This window comes from Burkholderia sp. S171 (genome assembly GCF_009766085.1).
GTDB lineage: Bacteria > Pseudomonadota > Gammaproteobacteria > Burkholderiales > Burkholderiaceae > Caballeronia.
Genome location: NZ_LMUF01000062.1, coordinates 61,613 through 83,270 on the forward strand (window position 1 = coordinate 61,613; position 21,658 = coordinate 83,270).

A 21,658-nucleotide genomic window follows, 5' to 3' on the forward strand; every position below is an offset into this window, starting at 1 on the left:
AGTACACATTTGGATGCAGTATATTATGAAGCACGTTGATGTAATAATCGTGGGCGCCGGACCGGTCGGACTTTTGACCGCCATCGAGCTGACTTTGGGTGGCGTCCGCGTCCTCGTGCTGGAGCGCCTGGCCGCCGCAAGCATGGCCATGAAGGCAATGTCGATCGGCCCTCTTGCCAGTGAAGCGTTACAGCGTCGCGGAATGGCCGCGGCCATTGTCGCCGAAGAGGCGCGCAGCATCGCGACGATGCAGAAGTTCGCAGAGCAGACGGGAGCGGACCTGCGCGGTCGAGCGGCCAAGTTCAGTGGCCATTTTGCTGGCCTGCTTATCCGGAAGGGCGCGCAGAAAGAACCGGAACGGCGTGCCCGCACAGTGGATCAGCCGGGCCTCGAAAGCATGCTGGCCGACCGCGCACGCGCTCTTGGAATCGAGGTGCGCCGCGAGTGTGAGGTCACTCGTTTCGTGCAGCAGGTAGATGGTATCGACGTAGAGTGGGCCTCTCCGGCAGGCGAAGACGGTATCCGCTGCTCCTACCTTGTTGGTTGCGACGGGGGACGCAGCCTCATCCGCAAGATGGCCGGCTTTGATTTTCCCGGCACGGCACCCACGTCGACGTTCTATCAAGTTATCGCCGAGATCGACCATCCGGAACATCTGTCGCCCGTTGGATGGCGTCGCACATCGGGCGGTGTGTTTTCCTATGGGCCTGTCCCCGGTCGATTGTTCATGCTGGACTTCACCGGTCCGCCTGAAGATCGGCAGGCTCCTGTCACACGTGAAGAAGTCGAAGCCGTACTGCGCCGCATCAGCGGCGCGGACGTGCGTGTGACCACGCTGACACACGGTAGCCGATGGGGAGACAACACGCGGCTTGTCGATACCTACCGCCAAGGCCGCGTGCTGCTTGCCGGTGATGCGGCGCATGTTCATTCGCCGTTCGGTGGTCAGGGCCTGAGCCTCGGGCTCGTGGACGCTGCGAACCTCGGTTGGAAGCTTGCTGCGGTCGTTCGCGGCGAGATGCCCGAGAGTTTGCTCGACACCTACACGGCGGAGCGGCGACCCGTGGCCGAAGGCGTTCTGGCGAACACCCTTGCCCAAGCCGCCATCCTCCGGCCAGATCCGCAATCGGGTGCGATGCGGGACCTCTTGGCAAACCTCATGCAAATCGATGACGTCAACCGGCTCATCAGCGAGATCATGCGCGGCCTTTCCACCCGTTACGATCTCGGGTCGGATCTGGATGACGTCGGACGGCTGATTGGCGACAAGCCGGTCAGCCACGGCAACGTCGACGCCTCGCTCTACGATGTCATGCAAGATGGCACGGGTGTTCTTCTCGACGCCTCGACGGATGGAAAGCCTTCCAAACTCGTTGCGACCAGCACGCAGAAGATACGTTGCGTCGCAATCGAGACAGGGCCTTCAATGCTGATCCGTCCCGATGCCTGCATTGCCTGGGCCGGTGAGGAGAACAGCACAGACGGATTGGAGGAAGCACTTCGTCGCTGGTTCAATCCAACATCTGATGACAGGTCTAGGGTGCGATCCGAACGGTAATTACGTGTGCCTCGGCCCGCGGTTCGAGCCGGGCAAATTGCCGGCTGCCTTCTGAACCAGACCAACCTACCCCGGCGACAAAAGTATTTCGCGGCGGTGAATCTCAGCCCAATGAGGAACGTGGTCGCGGCCGGTTATCGATTGACGCATTGAGTGCCGCATCGTCGACAGTTTCAATAAGCTCTACTGCTTGGTTTCCGCTGCGCCAGCGCCCGGCTTCACGCTGCCGTCGGGCTGCGGAACTGCAATTGGCTTGACTTCAACGGGAGCCGTGCCATTTTCTTTCAATCCGAGCTTATCGGCGGTCGTCGGTGACACATCGACAATTCGACCCTTGACGTAGGGGCCGCGATCTCTGATGTCGACCACTGCGTTATTGCCGTTTTCCAGATTCGTGACCCGGGCCTTGGTGCCAAGCGGCAGCGTTTTACTCGCGGCGACATTCGACTGCGGATTCATGGGCGTACCGTCGGCCATCTTTTTTGAGTAAAACTCGCGACCGTAGTAAGAGGCTTTGCCCTTGCGTGGCTTACCGGAGCGGTCAAGACCGGTGTGCGGAGCCGCCTGTGCGCTCGCCTGGGTGGCATCGGTGGATGCCGGCTTCTGCTCCGCAAGCGCCGTGCTCACGCAGCACGACAAAGCCAGGAGCAGAAGTGGTCGAAGCCCACGTCTTTTATGCGTTTTCCGGCGCACCCGTTCCAATCCGGGGAGAAGGGCCGGCAGCCGATTCTCCGTGGTATGAAGATCATCTTTCATTGACCACTCCTCTTCAGCCTGTCAAACGCAGTCGGCACCTGATTCAGCAACAGTAACACCTGAATGACGGGTGCATGCGAGTGGTGAAAAGACTCTCACGCCACGCCGGGATGTCTGTACGGTATCGAACCCAGCGCCATCACCTGACCCCTGACAGCTATCGCCCTTACGCTGCTACCGCCTCCTCCTTGCGATAGAACGGATAGTCCGTATACCCGATGTTCGTACCGCCAAAGAACGTGGGGCGGTCATACGGATTCAGTGGCAACTGGCGGCGCAGGCGTTCAGGCAGATCCGGATTCGCGATGAAGTCGCGGCCAAATGCAACCAGGTCGGCATCGCCCGCCTGCAAGATCGCTTCGGCTGTGTGGCCCTTGAAGCCGCCAGCGGCAATGATCGTCCCCTTGTAGTGCTTGCGAATCAGTTGCGCGGCAACCGGGTTCTGGTCCTTGCTGTCGTCATCGACATTGCCAAGTACACGCGGCTCGATCAGGTGCAGATAGGCCAGATTCAATTTCTCCAGCGCTTGCGCTACGTAAGCGAAAAGACCTTCCGGATTGCTGTCCGACATATCACCCCAGGTGCCGCTCGGGCCGAGGCGTACAGCCACACGTTCGCTGCCCCACACCGAGATGACCGCTTGCGTCGCTTCAATCAGGAAGCGCGCACGGTTTTCGAACGAGCCGCCGTAGATGTCGGTGCGCCTGTTGCTGCCGTCCTGCAGGAACTGGTCGAACAGGTAACCGTTGGCGGCGTGCAGTTCAACGCCGTCGAAGCCGGCTTCCTTGCCGCGAATGGCGGCTGTGCGGAAGCTTTCGACCAGATCGGCAATCTCAGGAATAGTCAACACACGGCTCGGTGTGTTCGGGACCCAACCCGCTTCGGTGTAGGCAACGCCGCCATGCGGCACGGCGGAAGGTGCCACTGGCTGGGCGCCATCCGGCTGCAACTGGCTGTTGGACTGACGTCCGGCGTGATACAGCTGCAGGAAGATGCGGCCACCCTTGGCGTGCACGGCTTCCGTTACCTGCTTCCAACCCGCAATCTGACTGTCGTTATACAGGCCGGGCGCACCCAGGTAGCCGTTGCCGTTGGGCGCAGCGATGGTGGCTTCGCCGATCAGGAAGCCGCCTTCTGACGCGCGTTGTGCGTAGTACTCGGCCATCAACGGGCCGGGCCGGTCGCCTTCTTCGGCGCGCATGCGGGTGAGCGGCGCGAGCACCACCCGATGGGAAAATTCGTAGGGACCGACTTTGACGCTGGAATGAAGTGTGGACATGATTTCCTCAAATTTCGGTGGCTGGTGAATGTGTATCAACAGCGGGTTTTTGACCTTGAATACAGTGTATGGAGAGAACGAGAAAAGAAAAATAGGCTAAGGTTCCGAATATATCGGACACATAAGTCCTTAATCGATTCCGGGACGCGCCAATGGATAGCCTCAGCGGTATTTCAATCTTCGTGCAGGTCGCAGAGACCCGCAGCTTTACTGAGGCGGGACGGTTGCTCGGTGTTTCGTCTTCGGCGGTCGGCAAAAGCATCGCGCGCATTGAGGATCGCCTGGGCGTGCGGCTCTTTCACCGCAGCACGCGGAGCATCACGCTAACGGCCGAAGGTGCCTTGTTTCTCGAACGGTGCCGGCGCATCCTGGGCGAGGTTGAAGCGGCGGAAGCCGAACTATCCGGTGCCGTCGGCAGCCCTCGCGGAAGGTTGCGGATCAGTACGCCGCAACTGTCCGGGCTGATCATGCCGGCGCTGGACAGCTTCATGACGCAATACCCGGAGATCGAAATTGATGTCGACTTTTCCGATCGCATGGTGGACATCATCGAGGAAGGTTTCGATGCAGTCATTCGCACCGGCGAGCAGCACGATTCACGGCTGGTATCGCGACGCCTGGGTTCTTGCGGGCAAGTCCTGGTCGCCTCAAGCGGATATCTCAAGCAACAAGGTGTTCCTACGCATCCTTCCGAACTCGTTCAGCACGCCTGCCTGCTGCATAAGTTTCCCGTCACCGGCAAGCTGGAACGTTGGCCGTTCAAGCTTGCTGCATCGGAGGCGGAGCCGGAGTTGCCGCAAACCTTCGTTAGCAACACGGTTGAAGTCCTGGCCTATCTCGCGCTTCACGATAAAGGCCTTGCCCTCCTGCCAACCTTCCTCGTGCGGGATGCCCTGAAGAGCGGTGCGTTGCAGACCGTCCTGGATGACTTCCTCGACCAGACCGTCACCTTCTGGATCTTGTGGCCGGCAAGCCGTTATGCCTCGCCCAAGCTGCGTGTTTTCATCGACTATGTCAGCGAGCACCTGAAAATCTAGATCGAGCAAGGTGTAGTGCAGTGGGACGCATGGCTGCCCAAACGATAAAGTCCGATCAGGATGACGATAAGGATACCTACCCTTAAACAACACCGGGCATTCTTCGTTCAGGTTCACTTTGGCCGCGAGAATCAACCTCCAAACATTGCCTTCGCCTGCGTATTGAAACTATTGACGAAGTCGTGCTCGCCCGGCCCGGGGTTCGCGCGCATCGGCTTGGCGGCTTCGACCAGAATCTCGTTCGCATCCGTGCCCAGGACCTTGAGCGTTTCGTCGATGAACTGCTCGAGCGGCATCGCCATTTCGGCTTCCTCGCTGTTCATCAGTTCCGTACGTACCCATGGCGGTGCGATCTCAAGCACGCGAACGGTTGTGTCCTGCAGCATGAAACGCTGTGACAATGCGTAGGAGTGCAGCGCTGCCTTCGTCGATGAGTAGACAGCCGTCACCGCCATTGGCACGAAGCCTAAGACCGACGTGGTGTAAGCCACGACGGCGCCTCTCCTGGTCTTGAGATGGTCGATCAGCGCGGATGTCATCCGGATCGGACCCAGCAGGTTGGTCGTTACATGGGCCGCCATCAGTGCGTCGTCGATCCTTCCGTCAACTGCATCAGGTTGCATGATGCCCGCGTTATTGATCAACACATTGAGCTCAGGATGATCGGCGATCAGCTTCGCTGCGACTCGTTCAATACTCGCGGGGTCTGAGATGTCGAGTTCGACCGCCTCCATCCCCTGGTTGGCCGCGATTACCGCGTCGAGATGACTGCGCCGCCGGCCCGCAATGATGACCTTGTTGCCAAGCTTGTGCAGCGCCTCGGCGAGGCCTCGGCCAATGCCCGAACCGCCGCCTGTGATGAAGATAGTATTGCCTGTGAGTTTCATGGAACGTGTCCTCGATTAACTGCGTGATGGAGCGTTCAGGCGGGAAATTGGTCGCCGAACATGGGCAGGCCGCTGACCGAACTGGCTTGAGTGGCTTCGTCCTCTATAACGTCCCAGTGCTCGGCCAATTTGCCGTCCTTGAAGCGGATGATGTCGGCGACGATCCAGGCGGCGGGAAGACCGTGGCCGGAGAAGCGGCCGTGAGCGATGACATAGTCGCCATCGGCCACGATCACGTGGTTTTCATAACGCAGCGTCTCGGGAAGCGAGCGGATCAGGTCGAACAGGCCATCGCGCCCCGCTGCAATATGAGCGCTGTGCTGGATGTAGGTATCCGACCAAAAACGCTTGGCGGCATCGTAGTCACGCTGGTTGAAAAGCGCGTCGAACGCTTCGAGAACGGTCTCTTTGTTCTGCTGAGGGGTGGTCGTGGTCATGTCGATCTCCTTGGGAGAGTGATTCGGTTCATGAACGCAAAGGTAGACCGTTACCGCACAGGGCGGTAGCCCCTGATTCCCGCTATCTTTTATGTATCGAATGCATTAATTGGCAGTGACATGACCCGTTGCAGGTCAAATTGGCAGGCCATTCGAGTTTTCCTGAGTGCTGGCCAAGCGGTGAGGGCATGCGGAAAACCGCTTCAGCGCAGCAGTATTTCTCATGACACGCACGGATAGGGCAATGCGCTAAGCGTTGGATCAACGATCAGACTAATGCGAAAAATACATAGCGCGAGCAAAAGAAACCAGCACGCGAAAAAGTGACGAAACGAAGCAATCAACGAAGCCGGCAACACGGCGGTTCGTCGACAGCTTCGTTCCTCTTGCCGCCTTTGATACTACGATGCGTAGCGCACTTGTTCGAGATCGGCGATGAGTTCCGGACCCGTTGGTTGCCATCCCAATCGTTCCCGTGTCAGCGCACTGGATGCGGACATGTCAGTGCAGACGAATGCGCCGAGCCAACCGAAGTGCGCGGCTGCATCCGCAGCGGCAATGCTCTTTACCGGTACGTTCAGACCGCGACCGATAACTTCGGCAATGGTGCGCAACGCTATGCCCTCTTCGGCAACCGCATGGTATCGGCTGCCCGCCACGCCCTTCTCTAACGCGAGCACGTAGACACGGGCTGCGTCACTGAGATGCACGGCGGCCCAGCGGTTAAGTCCATCGTCGATATAGGCAGAAACGCCTTTCTCCCGAGCCAGTTCAATCAGGGGAGTGATGAGCCCCTGCTTAACAGGACTATGGACTTGCGGAAGGCGCACCACCGAGACATTGACACCACGCTGCACTAAGGCAGCACCGGCCAATTCCGCGGCATTGCGCGGGTTCGGGTGGTCGGGATTGTAGTGGTCTTCCGTCGCGGGCTTGCCGCGTGCAGGGGTACCCAACACGGCAACGGAAGTAATGATGAAAGGACGGTCCGACCCCTGCAGCGCGGAACCCATTGCTTCAATGGCTTGCCGGTCTGCTTGGCTGTTCGCCACGAACTTCGAAAAGTCGTGATTGAAGGCCGTGTGGATGACGCCGTCCACCAGGCTCGCGCCAAGACGCAGGCCTTCGAGATCCGAAAGTTCGCCACGATGCACGTCGGCTCCCATGGCGGCGAGAGATTGAGCGCCCGCCTCGGACCGTGTCAGCCCGAGTACCTGATGGCCGGTATTGATAAGTTCTTGAACAATTTCCGTACCGATAAAACCGGTCGCGCCAGTAACAAAAATACGCATAGTGAACTTCCCTTTTGATGGGCTAACGTTGAGCAACGTTGATTGAGGTGGGCCGTGAGGGTGAGAGGGTATGAGCCCAGTCGAAGACCCGTGGCACCCATGGTAGATTCCGTTGACGATACGATCAATGCTATATAGTCCGTATTTTTGGCTCAATCGTCCGGGAATTTTATGGACCTACTCTCAGATGTGTTGTCTCTACTGAAGCCTCGGATCCTTGTATCGGGCGGGGTCGGGATGAGTCGCGACATGGCGATTCAATGGCCCCAGCATGACGGCATCAAATGCTATGCCGTGGTCTCCGGTCAATGCTGGCTATCGGTGGAAGGCATTGCCGATCCCGTGCTTCTCACGGCTGGCGACTGCTATTTGTTGCCGCCAGGGCCGCCGTTTTGCCTGGCCGTTGACCTGTCGATAAAGCCTGTTGACTTCAGGCCGTTGCGTATAGCGGGCGGATTGGGTACTGATCTCGCCGGCAGCGAAGACGGTGGTTGTTATCTCGTCGGCGGCCACTTTCTACTTACCGGTGGCCACGCCGACATGCTGTTGGGCGCGCTGCCGCCCATCGTGCATATTCGCAAGGAGTCCGATAAGGCTGCGATGCGTTGGTCACTCGAGCGCATGACCGTAGAGGTGCGCAACCCGCAACCGGGAGGGTCTTTGATCACACAGCAACTCGCCTACATGTTGCTGGTTCAAGCACTGCGACTGCACTTGGCCGATGCAGCGAGTGCAAGCGTGGGTTGGCTCTTCGCATTGGCAGATAAACAGCTAAGCGCAGCGCTCACGTGCATGCACGATGACCCGGGACATGCGTGGACGCTACAGAAACTGGCCGTGCGCATTGGCATGTCACGCTCAACGTTCGCCCTTCGTTTCAAGCAGACGGTTGGAACTACACCCATGGAATACCTGACGCGCTGGCGGATGCTGTTGGCATGCGATCGGCTAAAAAATTCAGGCGACACAATTCCGGGTATTGCCACGTCGTTGGGCTACGAGTCCGAAAGCGCATTCAGCAAGGCGTTCAAACGTGTCATAGGCTGTTCGCCGAGGCAGCATAGTCGGCAGGCCACGCCCGCTGCGTCGCTGCCAGCAGTCAAGGCTGGATCTGAAGCAAGTGAGGCAAGAGTTCCAGTTCTTGTCACTCTGGAAGGTTCGATCCGCTGAACGGCTTTGGGCATGACCGCCGAAGTCAGCTTAGCAGGAGGCTTTTCAGCAAACACACCAGGCGTGTCACTAGTTTCAAGCTGGAAATGACGCTCATTTTGCGGTGAGTTGCTGGATTGCATCGACCCAGTTTTCCAGATGATAAGAGCGGACCATCTTTCCATCCTTGATCGTGTGGATATCGATCGACATGATCCTGAAGCTTTTGCCGGTTGGCTTGACACCCGCGAATACCTCGCTGGGTGTGCCGGTAAACTCGCCGCGAACCACAACGTCATTGCCCGAAACAATCACGTCTTGAAGCTGCCACTTCAGATCCGGAACAGATCGGCCTAACTGCGAGAAACTGGCGATCGTCTTCTCCTGTCCGCGACAGTCTTCCGGACCTCCGCACGAAATCCAGTCCTTGGCAGTCGCCTTCCTCACCAGCGCGCGGGTATCTTTTTTTGCTGGATCATTGAGGGCGTCGTAGAACGGCGCGATAACTAGCTTCGCCTGATCGACCGTCATTGCCGATTGAGCACTCGCGGTGCCGCACAATCCGACGCAAGCTACGAAGACAAAGGCCACAAGCGACTTGCCGAATTGATCGATCTTCATGGTTGACTCATAAGTTAAATTAAAATTTTTGAACGGGAAAGTGCGATTTTTTTCAATATCTATAAAACTATGGATACCGAATTAAATGCCAACCACTGCAACTAAACGCGTAAGGCAGTGAACGCCCTTTCAAGGAGTCGTCCCAATCAGGCGGACAGGCGCGCCAGTGTCAGCGTGACGAACAACCGTACCCCGAGCGGCAAGACGTCGTCGTTGAAATCGAATTCGGGGTGGTGGATACACACACCGCCCTGCCCCAGCAGCATGTAGGCTCCCGGGCATCGCAGCAAAAACTCCGAGAAATCTTCCGAGACGTTCAGCGGAGGGAACTCGCGCAAGACATTGCTTGCACCAAACACCTCGACGGCCGCTTCCGCCGCTGCTTCGGCCTGCTCGCGATGGTTGACCGTTGCCGGCGAGCTACTGAAATAGCCCACCGACATAGCGCACTCCGTGGCGAGCGCGACACCGGCGCAAATTGTTTCGATCCGCGCTTTCGCAAGCGATCGTACGTTCTCGTCGAAGGTCCGCAACGTCCCGGTCAACTCAGCGTGGCTTGGAATGACGTTCGACGCCGTTCCTGCATGGATGCTGCCAATGCTCAGCACCGCCATCGAACTCGGATCGGTTGAGCGACTGACGACAGTTTGCAGCGCGCAGACCAGTTGCGCCGCCGCGACGATCGGATCCTTTGTTTTGTCCGGTGTCGAACCGTGTCCGCCGACGCCGGCAATCGAGATCCGAAACTCATCACAGGAAGCGAGCATCGCGCCGTCGCGCACGCCGAATGTGCCTGGCGGAAATTGCGGCGCATTGTGTATCGCGTAGATCTCGTCAAATTGAAAACGAGTGTCGATGCCGTCCGCGAGCATCGCATTCGCGCCATCGCCGGATTCTTCGGCAGGCTGAAACACCAGCACAACGGTTCCTGCAAAATCGCGGTTGTTGCAGAAGTGACGCGCTGCGCCAAGAAGCATTGCCGTGTGTCCATCGTGTCCGCAGCCGTGAAACACGCCTTGCCGCAACGAGCGATGAAACGGCCGGCCCTCCTCTTCCATTGGCAACGCGTCCATGTCGGCGCGTAAGGCAATGGTGCGACCCGCACCGCGCTGCCCCCGGATTACGCCGACCACCCCGGTCCTGCCAATACCGGTATGTGTTTCGATGTCCCACGCCCTTAGCTTGGCGGCGACGAGTTCACTTGTCCGCACCTCTTCGAAGGCGATTTCCGGGTTTGCATGAATGTCGCGCCGAAGCGCGATGAGTTCATCCATGTCATCTGCAATAAACTTCGTGTCCAATTTCGCTCCTTGTATACTTCAACGGGCCAGTTGGCGTCGAGGTACCCATGCTAGCCAAGGTAGCGGCGAGTCAATTTCCAATTTCTCATGCTCATAGCGAGCGCTTATGCCCAACGCATGAAAACGACTCAATTGCGAACTCTCGTGGCTATCGCCGAGCACGGCACGCTGATGGCCGCTGCGGAAGCGCTCAGCCTGTCGCAGCCGGCGGTGTCGAAAGGGATCAAGGAACTCGAGGCGCGCCTGGGCGTTCAGCTATTGGTGCGCAGTGGCGCAGGCGTACGCCTGACGCCCTACGGCGAAGCGTTGCTTCGGCGGGCGCGAACGGTCGTGGCGGAAATCGCGCGCGCGGAGCAGGAATTGAAGGAGATGAAGTCTTCGTCCGATCGCAAGCTGTCTGTGGGCGTGTCGCGTCTCGCTGCGTTGCTCGCCATGCCGGATGCGATCCGTGCGTTCCGCCGCAGATTGCCTGATGTGCAACTGAGCGTGGAGGAATATCAGGCGAGGCAGCTCATCGACGGTCTGCGCGACGGCACCTTTGAACTTTGTGTCGCCGTGATCGCCGACAGTGACGTGATGGCTGAACTTTGCGTTGTGCCGTTGCGCGTTGCATCGCAGTCTTTGGCGGTCAAGCGAGGCGATCCGCTCGAAGCAGAGCACCGGCTGGCGCGTCTGCGCGATGCGCATTGGCTGTACAACTACACGCGTGAGAGCGTGCCGGCGTTCTGGTCCGAACTAACCGCAAAGGAGTCGATGGATTGCCCAGAACACGTGAGCGTCTGTACTTCGCCGCGGCTCTATGTAGAACTCGCGCAGGAACCGGGCACGGTGAGCGTATGGCCGGACTTTCTGCTCAACGAGCAGGTGGAACGCGGAATCCTGACGCGCATCGAAACTGATGCCAAGCTGCCTCAACTCACGCTGGGTCTCATGTACCGGAAGGATCTCGTGTTCGGTTCAGCGGCGGAGTATTTCGTTGAATGCGTCAGGAACACATCGTCGGACAAAGCCATTGCCTCGTCCATGGATGCGTTTTGAAACGATCACGGCATTCTCCCCGAAGAACAAACAAGCCATCACGAGAAGAAGCGCTTCCCCTTAGCAGACTTCCTCAGCCTGGCGCACGCGCGGCAGCATGCGGTCGAACTCGCGCTTGACGATGCCGTAGCATTCGCACGCACGCGCTTCCAGACCGGCGCGATCGAGCACCTTGATGCAACCACGGCTGTGATGGATCAGACCGGCGTCATGCAGCTTTCCTGCCGCTTCCGTGACCCCTTCACGACGCACGCCCAGCATGTCGGCGATCATCTGTTGCGTCACCTGGAATTCATTCGACGGCGTACGGTCAATCTCGATCAGCAACCAACGGCACAACTGCTTGCTCAGCGAATGGTGACGGTTGCATGCAGCGGTCTGCGCAATCTGCGTCAGCAGCGCTTGCATATACAGCATCATCAGGCGGCGCAGGAAATCCGAACGATTGAACCCCTCACGCAAGGCAGAAGCGCTCATGCGATAAGCAAAGCCCGGGCATTGAACCTGAACGCGCGTTGGCATGGTGTCGCCGCCGGTCAGGATAGGAACACCGGTCATGCCTTCACGTCCGATGGCGGCGATTTCCGCCGAGCTGCCGTCTTCCATCGAGTGAAGCAAAGAGATGATGGCGGTCGTCGGAAAATACACGTGATGAATGCGTTGTCCTGAATCGCAAAGCAATTGGCCTGTACGAAGCTGAACGAGTTCCAGGTGAGGTGTAAGCGCTTGCCATTCGTGCGCCGGAAGTGCGCCCAACAGATGATTGCCGTGCAGGTCTGATTGAAGATTCAACATGATGTTTTTCTCTCGTGTGCGCTGTGCGCCTTACTTTTTTATTCCGGCCACTCCGCGTCTCGTGATGCATCTGATGGCATCTATCTAAGACACGGAGTGAGCGGCCCCGTAAGCAGCGCTGTCCAAAGTCGTTTGCTTGATATCGAATGGCGACCTTGGCTAGTGCTGCACCCCACATATAGCGAGGACCGTGCCAGCGGGCGCAAACCCAATACCATCATGGAACGTCAGAGGATATGCAGTAGCGCACACTGGGGATGAAAACGTTTTTGATTCACTCTTGAACACTGCACGATCAAATCAGCCCTATCCGTCCGATTAATCGCGCAAACGCTTTCGTCCTCCCAATCCCTTGCTGGTGCAGCATCCGAGTTTTTGTAACACCACTTCAAACCACTGTTTTGCGAGCGCCAAACCCGGGTTGCATAAGCGTTTGTCGGCCGTTTTAAAAGTGATACAGAAATGTTCTGTCGATTTGGTAAGGCCAGGGTGAGGTTTGCCTCTTGCATGGTCTGGAAGTAGCCGAGGAGCGGTGCCGACTCATGACTCTATGACCGCTTTACGCTTACCAGACGACCGTATCATTCGACGCGGCGCCGGTATGTTCGGCGGGCGATTGCCGCCACCGGGCGTCAGATCGAGCGCCCGCGCGCAAACAACTTCATTCGCCACCTCAGGTTTCGCGCCACCGCGGCGTGCGTTTCTGAATGAACGCCTCCGTCCCCTCGAGCGCAGCGTCATCCATCATGTTGCGCGCCATCGTGTCGCCGGCCAGTTGATACGCCGTCGCAATGCCGGCCTCCAGTTGCCGATAGAAGAGGCTCTTGCCCGCGGTTATCGCTGCACGCGGCTTTTCACTGATACTCGCCACGAGTGCACGAATCGCATCGTCCAGCCGTTCAGGCGTAGCGACTCGATTCACAAGGCCGCGGTCGCACGCAGTTTGTGCATCGATATAGTCGCCGGTCACAAGCATTTCGAATGCCGCCTTGCGAGACAGATTGCGCGATAGCGGCACGCTGGGCGTCGAGCAGAACAATCCCAAGTTGACCCCGGACACCGCGAAGCGCGCATCGCTTGCGGCCACCGCCAGATCGCACATCGCGACCAGTTGGCAGCCCGCCGCAGTCGCGACTCCGTGCACGCGCGCAATCACGGGCTGCGGCATACGCTGGATGGTCAACATCATCTGAGAGCAGCGCGCGAACAACGCCTGGTAGTACTCGATCGATGGTTGGGCGCGCATCTCCTTCAGATCATGGCCCGCGCAAAACGCCCGGCCCGCGCCCGCCAGCACAACGACGCGCGCATCCGACGCGGCCACTTCATCCAGGCTGCGTTGCAGCGCATCGATCAATGCTTCGGATAACGCATTAAATGCGCCGGGCCGGTTTAGCGTTATCCGCACCGCACCGGATATTCCGTAGACGTCTTGATCGATGACCACCAGCGGCTCTGGACTTGCGCTTTCGTTCATGTTCGTCTCCGTCATACGTCGATAGCCGCGACCGACCCGGCGCGCTTACGCAGCTCGAACTTTTGTATCTTGCCGGTCGATGTCTTCGGCAGTTCGCAGAACTCGATTGAGCGCGGCACCTTGAAACCCGCGAGATGGGCTTTGCAATGCGCGACTAATTCCGCGGCGCTTACCGTTGCACCTACCTTCAACTCGACGAAAGCGCAAGGTGTCTCACCCCAACGAGGGTCCGGCTTCGCAACAACAGCGGCCGCGAGGACCGCCGGATGTCGATACAGCACATCCTCAATTTCGATGCTCGAAATATTCTCGCCGCCCGAAATGATGATGTCCTTGCTGCGGTCCTTGATCCGGACATAACCGTCCGAACTAACAACTCCCAGGTCGCCAGTGTGAAACCAGCCATCGCGCAACGCCTCCTGTGTGGCGGCCGGGTTCTTAAGGTAACCCTTCATCATGATGTTGCCGCGAAACATGATCTCGCCGATTGTCTCTCCATCTGCCGGCACTTCCTGCATTGTCTGAGGATCGCGTACCGTCACAGCATCCTGCAAGTGATAGCGCACGCCCTGCCGCGCATTCAGGCGCGCGCGTTCACCGATGTCGAGCGTGCTCCATTGAGCTTGCTGCGCACAGACGGTCGCGGGGCCATAGACCTCAGTCAAGCCGTACACATGCGTTAACTCGAAGCCGAGCCGCTCCATTCCTTCGATCATTGCCGCGGGCGGCGCCGCACCGGCGACCATTGCGTGAACACGGTGCGCAATGCCGGCCTTCATCTCGTCGGGAGCATTGACCAGCAGGTTCTGTACGATCGGCGCGCCGCAATAGTGCGTCACTCGCTCTCGGCGAATCAGATCGAAGATCGTTTTCGCATCGACCTTGCGCAAGCATACGTTGACGCCCGCTCGCGCGGCCACAGTCCAGGGAAAGCACCAGCCGTTGCAGTGGAACATCGGCAGCGTCCACAGGTAGACGGCGTGCTTTGGCATATCCCATTCGAGGATGTTGCTGACCGCATTGGTGTACGCCCCGCGATGGTGGTAGACGACGCCCTTCGGATACCCCGTTGTCCCCGATGTGTAGTTCAGGCAGATTGCATTCCACTCATCGGATGGAGGTGCCCATTCGAATGCAGGATCGCCGCTTGCCAGCAGCGCTTCATAATCGAGTTCACCCATACACTCGCCCGGTCCGGCATATTCGGAATCGTCGACGTCGATGACGAGAATCGGGTGGTCTACATTCGCGAGCGCCTCGCGCATCACGGCGGAGAATTCGCGGTCGACCAGCACCACCTTTGCCTCGCCATGATTCAGCATGAACGCCAGCGTGTTTGCATCGAGTCGCGTGTTGAGCGTATTGAGGACTGCGCCAATCATTGGGACACCGAAATGTGCTTCTATCATCTCGGGAATATTGGGCAACATTACAGCGACCGTATCGCCCACGCCGATACCTCTGGCGCTCAACGCGGAGGCCAGACGCCGTGTGCGCGCATAGGTCTGCGCCCAATCGCGTTGCACCGCGCCGTGTGAAATGGCGAGCATCGTCGGATAGACCGACGCCGCTCGTTCGATGAACGTCAACGGTGTCAGGGCTGCGAAGTTGGCAGCGGTTTTGTTCAATCCCTCTTCGTACATGTCGTTGCTCATCGCGTCTCCCTTATCCTTTTTTATCCTTCGGTTTTCATCTTCTCGCAGGGCTGTTCGAATGGCGAAGTTCTCCCCCCACCTTTAGCACTCGATATTACGCGCGATTGACGCAGACATTAGCACAGCCGTCCCTTGCTATGAGGGAGGTCGAAACCCTATTGCGCGGCCCCTGAACCTCGCGAACCTTCAAACCATCGGGCGATGCTCGAGGCGCATGATTTCGTCTGCGACCCGTTGCGCCTCGATTCCGATATCGTGCAACATGCCGGTCGGCGAGACGATAAACCCACAGTAATGCAGCCCGGATTTTGTCGCCCCGACACCCGGCGGCCGCGGTTGCCGTTGCGGTTGCTCCACGTCGGGGATATCGCTCTGCAGCTCCAGGAAACAATCGGTTCGTGGGCGAAACCCTGTCGCGGCAACGATTGCGTCAAAGTCCCGCGAATGCCCATCCTCAAAGGTCACGTCGCCCTCGCCCATCTCGCGGATGTCTCCGAGCACCGCAATGTGGCCCTCGCGGACCAGTTTGACTGTACCGATGTCGATGAGCGGGATTCGTGTCCTCGCCTTGATTTGCGTGAAGGGACCCATCGGGAGCTTGCGGAAACCCAGCCTGGTGATGTCTCCGATAGTGAGCCGCACGAGGGGTGCCGCCAGCGCGTCTGCGAATCGAGCGGGAAGGCGGCTCAACGCAATAGAGATAGCGAGTACGGGGATGCCGAGGATCTCGCGAGGAATAATATTCACCGGCCCGCGCACCGACATTGCCACGCGCGCACCGTGTTCGTGGAGATCGATCGCAATCTCCCCGCCGCTGTTGCCCAAGCCGACGACCAGAACCCTCTGGCCTCGGAATGACTCGCCATTACGGTACTCGCTGCTGTGCAGGACGCGGCCGCCGAAGCGCTCCTGGCCGGGCCACCGTGGCAAGTAGGGAACGGCGTTGTGGCCGGTGGCCACGACCACCTGCCGCGCATGATAGACACGGGCTGTGGTGGTCGCAATCCATCCCGGGTTGCGTGGCCGTACAGTCCTGAGCTCCTCGTTGAAATGCGGTACCAGTTCGAAATGCCGTGCATATAGGTCGAGATACGCAATCATCTGCTCGCGCGACGGATAACGTGGCGTTCCAGCGGGAAAGGAAAGATAAGGCAGGGCCGAACGGTTCCGGTCGGAGTGAAGGTGCAGCCGGTCATAGTGACGGCGCCAGCTGGAACCGACCTCGGTCGCCCGGTCCACTATGATGCAAGATGCTCCCCGCTTCTTCAGACACGCAGCAACCGCGAGGCCTGCAGGCCCAGCACCTATCACGAGCGTATCTACCTGCTGTTCCATCTGCGCCCCACGCGGTCTGATGTTCGCAACGCAATGAACCGGACGTACGAAACCAAGCGTATCAGCGCGCAGACGAAAACGAAAACGAGGGCGCACTGCGCGAGCCAGGGCTCGTTGCTGTCAAGCGCCCGCCTTGAATGGGGGGACGTCCTTCAGCCAGTCCACGAGTTCAGCGCGTACCGTATAACGAGGTGCAGCCATCCACGCAATCAAATCCGCATACAGTCGATTGAATGTTCGCTCGTCGAAGTCGAAATCTCCGTCTAGCCGGACACTTTCGTCTTGCCGCAAGTGCATGCCCCTGACCTCGTAGCCATCCCAGTATGCAACCGTCTGCTTGTTAATGTCGGCGGTCGTACCGGGCGGCCGATTGCGCAGCAAGGTGGTCAATGCGGGTTGCATCGATGCGTAGTCCATTTCCATATTCCGTTCGCTACACCTTAGAGGTGTGCAGCGCGGAAAAATTCTCATCAGATGATTGTGTGGCTAATAGAAAATTCCGCCGGGCGTGAGATGAGCGAAGCATTTATCAGAATCTACGCTTTCGATCAAAAAACGCTAGCGAGGGTCAGAGCCAATGCGCTCGCTTCTTCGGTGGACCTGACGTTGGTGAATCCAGTCAACAGTCCGCGTTGTGATGTTGCTCCGGCATACCAGGCCGACAGCGCCTGCACCGATAATCCAACGCTTCGCGCGCGCAACGCAATCGCAACATCGTCCGATCCCTCTTCGAGCATCGCAAGAAGATGCATGCCGCCGGCTTGCAGACGAATTTGTGCGCGCGTACCCAATGCGGCACCTAATGCATCCGCAAGCATCGCGCGGCGATCCGCGTAGACGCTTCGCATCTTGGTGATATGCCGCGCGAAATATCCGTCTTCTATGAACCTTGTCAGCGTCGCCTGAAGCAACCGCGGACACTGATTCTGCATCCGATCAGCGGTTTCAACGAACCGGGCTACCTGCTCCTGCGGCACCACCAAATACGATAAACGCAATCCCGGCGCAAGCACCTTGCTAAAGGTGCCCGTGTACAGCACTCTTCCTGACCCGCCTGTATCAAGGCTTTTCAACGCAGGAAGCGGCCGCCCTCGATACCGGTATTCACTGTCGTAATCGTCTTCAATGATCCAGCGGTCGCCCGCTCTTGCCCAATCCAGCAACGCGTATCTGCGAGAAAGGGATAACGACACGCCCAGCGGACTTTGGTGACTCGGGGTGACCAGCGCAAAACGCGCATTGGCGTCCAACTTGATCCCTGCTTCGACATCCAGGCCGTCTTGATCGACTGGAACCGCCAGCAATTTCATTCCCGCATTGCTCAGGAAGCGCCGCGCCATCAGATAGCCCGGATCTTCAAACCAGCATGCGTCTCCGCTGCGCAATACGCTGCGACAAATCAGATCCAGACTGGCGCGATATCCTGCAGAAATGAAAACCTGATCCGGCGAGCAGGCAACGCCGCGCGATACGCCCAGGTACCCGGCAATGGCCGCCCGCAGCGGCGCATGCCCCTGGGGATCGGGGTAAATCAGATCCTGAAGACCACTTTGGCGCATCTCACGCGCCGCCAGGCGATTCCAGACCTTGCTTGGGAAAGCGTCCAGCGCAGGAAGGCCCATCTGGAAAGGCAGCGGTATTGAGCCGGTATGTTCCGACCACGCCGAGGCCGCCGGCACCGCGCTGGCCTGCCCGGCCGACTCGCACGGTTTGATCTGTGGTGAGACCACCGTTCCGGCCGGACCACGGGCAATCAGATAGCCCTCGCCGATCAAAAGCTGATAAGCCAATTCAACAGTACCCCGCGCCAGATTCAATTCCGACGCCAGTCCCCGTACCGATGGCACGCGGTCTCCCGGCCGCAACACCCCGTCCGCAATGGATTGGCGAATACGCAGGTAAATCTGCCGATAAATCGGGCCGTCCGTTGCGGCATGGATGGGGCTGAATGGCAGCGTCATGTCTTGCTCGTCATGTCCTAGTCGAATTTACATTTCTTGGCTCTGTAGTGTATGACATCAATCGCTTAAAGTTCGTCAACGATGACAAACCAAGAGGTAGAGCGATGGCGCCGACCATAAAACTTCGGGAATTGAACAACCCTGTGCTGCAGCGGGCAGGCTTCGCGCTGATGCGCGAACTGCGCCCCCACCTGACCGACGAGACCGCGTTCTCCGAACAGATCACGCGCCAGTACACGCACGGATATCGGCTGCTTGGCGCCCATATGGGTGAGCGGATCGTGGGCCTGATCGGTTATCGCCAAACGGAAAATACGCTGTACGGCCGCTTTGTCTATGTCGACGATCTGGTCGTCGACGCAGGCGAGCGTCAACATGGTCTGGGTGCAATCCTGATCACGGCGGTGCGCGACGAAGCAACGCGCCTGGGATGTCAGCATCTTGTCCTGGATACCGGCCTGCATATGGCATTGGCACAGCGCTTTTATTTCCGTCAGGGCTTATTGGCGCGTGGCATGCATTTCGTCCAACCGTTGACCCAACACCAACCGGATGCAAGATGAACGACTTTTTATTCCTGAGCGCGAGCCCGAACCAACAAGCTTCGCACGCGTACCGGTTTGCCGACGCGCTGCTCAAAACGCTTGGCGAACGAGATCCGGCAATGAGCGTGAATCGACGCGACCTCTCGGCGAACCCGCTGCCGCCACTGAGTCCCGCATACGGGATGGCGCTGACCAAACGCACTCCCGCCGATGACCCCGCGTTTCGGCAATCGGAGCAGTTGATTAATGAATTGGAGCGCAGTCGCCACCTGCTGATCGCCACGCCGATGCATAACTTCAGTGTGCCGGCAGCGCTGAAGTTGTGGATCGATCACGTGCTTCGGATTGGACGCTCTTTTTCGTCAGGGCCCGAAGGCAAAGTTGGCCTCTTAGCCGACCGCCCTACCTACATCGTCGTAAGCTCTGGCGGATTTCACCAAGGGCCGCAAGCGCGACAACCCGACTTCCTGTCCGACTACTTGAGACTTGTACTGCGGACAATCGGCATCAGTAACAGTCACTTCATTTATCTGCAGGGAATGGTCGGAGGTGAAGAAGCGGTGAGCGCCGCATTCTCCAGCGCGCGCCAGCAGTTATCGCAAACACCGCTCTTTGCCAGTATCGAAACAGAGTCGACCAACTCTGTGCCGTCAGCATGAATTTTTCTAACGCTTTTTCTACTTTCTTCAACTGTTCAGGAGTCCGATCATGAGCCAACTTCGCCTGCCTTTCTCGACATTATCTCCCGCCGCTTACCACGGTCTTCTCGCTACAAACAAGGCACTGTCCGACAGTAGCCTCGGCCTGCCCATGGTCGAATTGATCTATCTCCGCATCTCGCAGATCAATGGTTGCGCATTTTGTCTCGACAAACATTCGTCGACACTCCGTGATTCCGGTGTCGCGCAACGCAAGCTCGATCAACTCGCGGGTTGGCGTGTCAGCGAGCTGTTTGACGCACGGGAACGCGCCGCACTCGCATGGGCAGAAACGTTGACGCACGTCGATGAGCAAGGTGCACCCGACGAACGCTACGCCCCGCTGAAAGCGCTTTTCTCCGATACGGAAATCTCGGATCTGACCATGGCCATCGCGCTGATGAATGCGTTCAATCGTCTCGCTATCGGCATGCTGCTGTAGGCATTGCGATTGTTCCCGTAGCAGTTTCGAACGGCTCCGCTGGGCAAATGTGCCGCGGAGCCACTGCGCCTCACTCCTCCTGGGCGGTCAACTTGTCCTGTGTCCGGGTTTCGAAATCGGCGGCATCATGGCGTTCGTGGAGTTGACTGGAAAGGTCGCCAAAAGCCCGGTTGACCATCCGGCCGCGCCGCACGGCCGGGCGTTCGCCAATCGCATCGGCCCAGCGTTGAACATGCTTATAGTCCTGTACGGCCAGGAACTCGGCGCCCTCATATAGCCAACCCTTTACCAAACCGCCATACCAAGGCCAGATCGCCATGTCGGCTATCGTGTACTCGCTGCCAGCGATGAATTCGTTGCCCGCGAGCTGCTTGTCGAGCACATCGAGCTGACGCTTCGTTTCCATCGCGAACCGGTCGATTGCATATTCGATCTTCGTCGGCGCGTAGGCATAGAAATGGCCGAAGCCTCCTCCCAGATAAGGCGCGCTTCCCATTTGCCAGAATAGCCATGACAGGCATTCGGCGCGCGCGCTCGCTTGCGTCGGCAGGAACGCTCCGAATTTTTCGGCGAGGTACAGCAAAATCGCACCGGATTCGAACACCCGGATTGGCTTCGGGCCGCTTCGATCCACCAGCGCGGGGATCTTGGAGTTCGGATTCGCTTCCACAAAGCCGCTACCGAACTGATCACCTTCGCCAATCTTGATTAGCCAGGCGTCGTATTCCGCACCGCTATGGCCCAGCGCCAACAATTCCTCCAGCATCGTCGTGACCTTTACGCCGTTCGGTGTCGCCAGTGAGTAGAGCTGGAGAGGATGGCGGCCGACCGGCAGATCCTTGTCGTGGGTCGCTCCCGATATCGGGCGGTTGATGTTCGCGAAGCGGCCACCGCTGGATTTATTCCAGGTCCAAACCTTCGGCGGCACGTAATCAACAGAATCGGTCATGCTCAAAGCTCCTTGTGTTTCATGGAATAGGCATCACGAAGCGAGAGTAACAAATCGACGCAAAGCATGCTGGGACGGCCCTCTTCCGCGAGGTTCTGTCGCGACAAGGGTTGTCGCTGCGAAAATTCAACGGGTTGTTTATGGCAGCTTCCGCACGTGCCGCGTGACGGACTTTCCTCTTTCGAACACGCGATAAAAGCGCATGACACGTGTGTGTCACTGCAACTGTGCTAAGCGCCAAGGCTAAGGTTAGGACCGAAGCCGAGGCTATCCGCTAAGAAAAATCCACTCCGCGATTAGGGTCGGTCTTTACAGCAACATTATTCAATTACGCCGCGTCACAAGCTGCCATGGAAATCAGCACTTATCGTACAATTCGCCGCCACCAGATCGTTTATCAAACTCCGGAATCGCAATGATTAACCTGAGATTGCAATCTCGGGCCG

At 58.4% G+C, this 21,658-nt stretch carries 21 protein-coding genes; 7 read left to right on the plus strand and 14 right to left on the minus strand.

What is annotated here, in order from left to right; genetic code table 11:
- Nucleotides 1-25: 25 nt before the first annotated feature.
- Nucleotides 26-1,558 (plus strand): FAD-dependent monooxygenase, encoded by a 1,533-nt coding sequence (locus GSQ93_RS34615; RefSeq protein WP_301952111.1) that lies wholly within the window; start codon nt 26-28, stop codon nt 1,556-1,558.
- A gap of 183 nt (nt 1,559-1,741) precedes the next feature.
- Here the strand turns inward: GSQ93_RS34615 and GSQ93_RS34620 are convergent, their stop codons facing one another.
- Nucleotides 1,742-2,314, minus strand: a complete 573-nt coding sequence (locus tag GSQ93_RS34620; protein WP_254074220.1) for a septal ring lytic transglycosylase RlpA family protein — start codon at nt 2,312-2,314, stop codon at nt 1,742-1,744.
- A gap of 166 nt (nt 2,315-2,480) precedes the next feature.
- The gene (locus GSQ93_RS34625) at nt 2,481-3,593 is read right to left on the minus strand and encodes an alkene reductase (RefSeq protein ID WP_158940430.1); all 1,113 of its coding nucleotides are present in this window, start codon (nt 3,591-3,593) and stop codon (nt 2,481-2,483) included.
- Nucleotides 3,594-3,745: 152 nt separating this feature from the next.
- Here GSQ93_RS34625 and GSQ93_RS34630 point away from each other — a divergent pair, with 152 nt between their 5' ends.
- Complete coding sequence (locus GSQ93_RS34630; protein WP_158940431.1) at nt 3,746-4,630, plus strand: LysR family transcriptional regulator; 885 nt, start codon at nt 3,746-3,748, stop codon at nt 4,628-4,630.
- 131 nt (nt 4,631-4,761) lie between these two features.
- Here GSQ93_RS34630 and GSQ93_RS34635 read toward each other — a convergent pair whose 3' ends face one another.
- From GSQ93_RS34635 to GSQ93_RS34645, 3 genes are all read right to left on the minus strand, one after another.
- Nucleotides 4,762-5,517 (minus strand): SDR family oxidoreductase, encoded by a 756-nt coding sequence (locus GSQ93_RS34635; RefSeq protein ID WP_158940432.1) that lies wholly within the window; start codon nt 5,515-5,517, stop codon nt 4,762-4,764.
- Nucleotides 5,518-5,552: 35 nt separating this feature from the next.
- Nucleotides 5,553-5,954 (minus strand): nuclear transport factor 2 family protein, encoded by a 402-nt coding sequence (locus GSQ93_RS34640; protein ID WP_158940433.1) that lies wholly within the window; start codon nt 5,952-5,954, stop codon nt 5,553-5,555.
- 401 nt (nt 5,955-6,355) lie between these two features.
- Nucleotides 6,356-7,246, minus strand: coding sequence for an SDR family oxidoreductase (locus GSQ93_RS34645; RefSeq protein ID WP_158940434.1), 891 nt, complete (start codon nt 7,244-7,246; stop codon nt 6,356-6,358).
- Nucleotides 7,247-7,417: 171 nt separating this feature from the next.
- Here GSQ93_RS34645 and GSQ93_RS34650 point away from each other — a divergent pair, with 171 nt between their 5' ends.
- On the plus strand, nt 7,418-8,416 hold the full coding sequence (locus tag GSQ93_RS34650; RefSeq protein WP_158940435.1) for an AraC family transcriptional regulator: 999 nt from the start codon (nt 7,418-7,420) through the stop codon (nt 8,414-8,416).
- Nucleotides 8,417-8,509: 93 nt separating this feature from the next.
- Here GSQ93_RS34650 and GSQ93_RS34655 read toward each other — a convergent pair whose 3' ends face one another.
- Together GSQ93_RS34655 and GSQ93_RS34660 are read right to left on the minus strand one after the other, a co-directional pair.
- Complete coding sequence (locus GSQ93_RS34655) at nt 8,510-9,016, minus strand: ester cyclase (RefSeq protein WP_158940436.1); 507 nt, start codon at nt 9,014-9,016, stop codon at nt 8,510-8,512.
- 146 nt (nt 9,017-9,162) lie between these two features.
- Nucleotides 9,163-10,290: an amidohydrolase gene (locus tag GSQ93_RS34660; RefSeq protein WP_158940476.1), complete on the minus strand. Its 1,128-nt coding sequence runs from the start codon at nt 10,288-10,290 to the stop codon at nt 9,163-9,165.
- Nucleotides 10,291-10,434: 144 nt separating this feature from the next.
- Here GSQ93_RS34660 and GSQ93_RS34665 point away from each other — a divergent pair, with 144 nt between their 5' ends.
- Entirely contained in the window at nt 10,435-11,355 is a 921-nt protein-coding gene (locus tag GSQ93_RS34665; protein ID WP_158940437.1) for a LysR family transcriptional regulator, read from the plus strand.
- Nucleotides 11,356-11,415: 60 nt separating this feature from the next.
- Here GSQ93_RS34665 and GSQ93_RS34670 read toward each other — a convergent pair whose 3' ends face one another.
- The 6 genes from GSQ93_RS34670 to GSQ93_RS34695 all read right to left on the minus strand — a co-directional run bounded on the left by GSQ93_RS34670 (nt 11,416) and on the right by GSQ93_RS34695 (nt 18,578).
- Nucleotides 11,416-12,150, minus strand: a complete 735-nt coding sequence (locus GSQ93_RS34670) for a Crp/Fnr family transcriptional regulator (RefSeq protein ID WP_158940438.1) — start codon at nt 12,148-12,150, stop codon at nt 11,416-11,418.
- Nucleotides 12,151-12,823: 673 nt separating this feature from the next.
- Entirely contained in the window at nt 12,824-13,627 is an 804-nt protein-coding gene (locus tag GSQ93_RS34675) for an enoyl-CoA hydratase (RefSeq protein WP_158940439.1), read from the minus strand.
- Between the two features lie 11 nt (nt 13,628-13,638).
- Nucleotides 13,639-15,282, minus strand: coding sequence for an acyl-CoA synthetase (locus tag GSQ93_RS34680; protein WP_158940440.1), 1,644 nt, complete (start codon nt 15,280-15,282; stop codon nt 13,639-13,641).
- A gap of 186 nt (nt 15,283-15,468) precedes the next feature.
- Complete coding sequence (locus GSQ93_RS34685) at nt 15,469-16,617, minus strand: NAD(P)/FAD-dependent oxidoreductase (protein ID WP_158940441.1); 1,149 nt, start codon at nt 16,615-16,617, stop codon at nt 15,469-15,471.
- Between the two features lie 120 nt (nt 16,618-16,737).
- Complete coding sequence (locus GSQ93_RS34690; RefSeq protein ID WP_158940442.1) at nt 16,738-17,034, minus strand: hypothetical protein; 297 nt, start codon at nt 17,032-17,034, stop codon at nt 16,738-16,740.
- Between the two features lie 131 nt (nt 17,035-17,165).
- The gene (locus GSQ93_RS34695; RefSeq protein ID WP_158940443.1) at nt 17,166-18,578 is read right to left on the minus strand and encodes a PLP-dependent aminotransferase family protein; all 1,413 of its coding nucleotides are present in this window, start codon (nt 18,576-18,578) and stop codon (nt 17,166-17,168) included.
- Nucleotides 18,579-18,682: 104 nt separating this feature from the next.
- On the opposite strand from GSQ93_RS34695, the gene GSQ93_RS34700 reads away from it, so the two are divergent.
- The 3 genes from GSQ93_RS34700 to GSQ93_RS34710 are packed head-to-tail and all read left to right on the plus strand — an operon-like array spanning nt 18,683 to nt 20,263.
- On the plus strand, nt 18,683-19,141 hold the full coding sequence (locus tag GSQ93_RS34700) for a GNAT family N-acetyltransferase (RefSeq protein WP_158940444.1): 459 nt from the start codon (nt 18,683-18,685) through the stop codon (nt 19,139-19,141).
- Complete coding sequence (locus GSQ93_RS34705; protein ID WP_158940445.1) at nt 19,138-19,782, plus strand: FMN-dependent NADH-azoreductase; 645 nt, start codon at nt 19,138-19,140, stop codon at nt 19,780-19,782. The genes GSQ93_RS34700 and GSQ93_RS34705 overlap by 4 nt, the downstream gene beginning before the upstream one ends.
- Before the next feature lie 49 nt (nt 19,783-19,831).
- The gene (locus tag GSQ93_RS34710) at nt 19,832-20,263 is read left to right on the plus strand and encodes a carboxymuconolactone decarboxylase family protein (RefSeq protein WP_158940446.1); all 432 of its coding nucleotides are present in this window, start codon (nt 19,832-19,834) and stop codon (nt 20,261-20,263) included.
- Nucleotides 20,264-20,333: 70 nt separating this feature from the next.
- Here GSQ93_RS34710 and yghU read toward each other — a convergent pair whose 3' ends face one another.
- Nucleotides 20,334-21,212 carry a glutathione-dependent disulfide-bond oxidoreductase gene (gene yghU, locus GSQ93_RS34715; protein WP_158940447.1) on the minus strand — a complete coding sequence of 293 codons (879 nt, stop codon included), beginning with the start codon at nt 21,210-21,212 and terminating at the stop codon, nt 20,334-20,336.
- Nucleotides 21,213-21,658 lie beyond the last annotated feature (446 nt).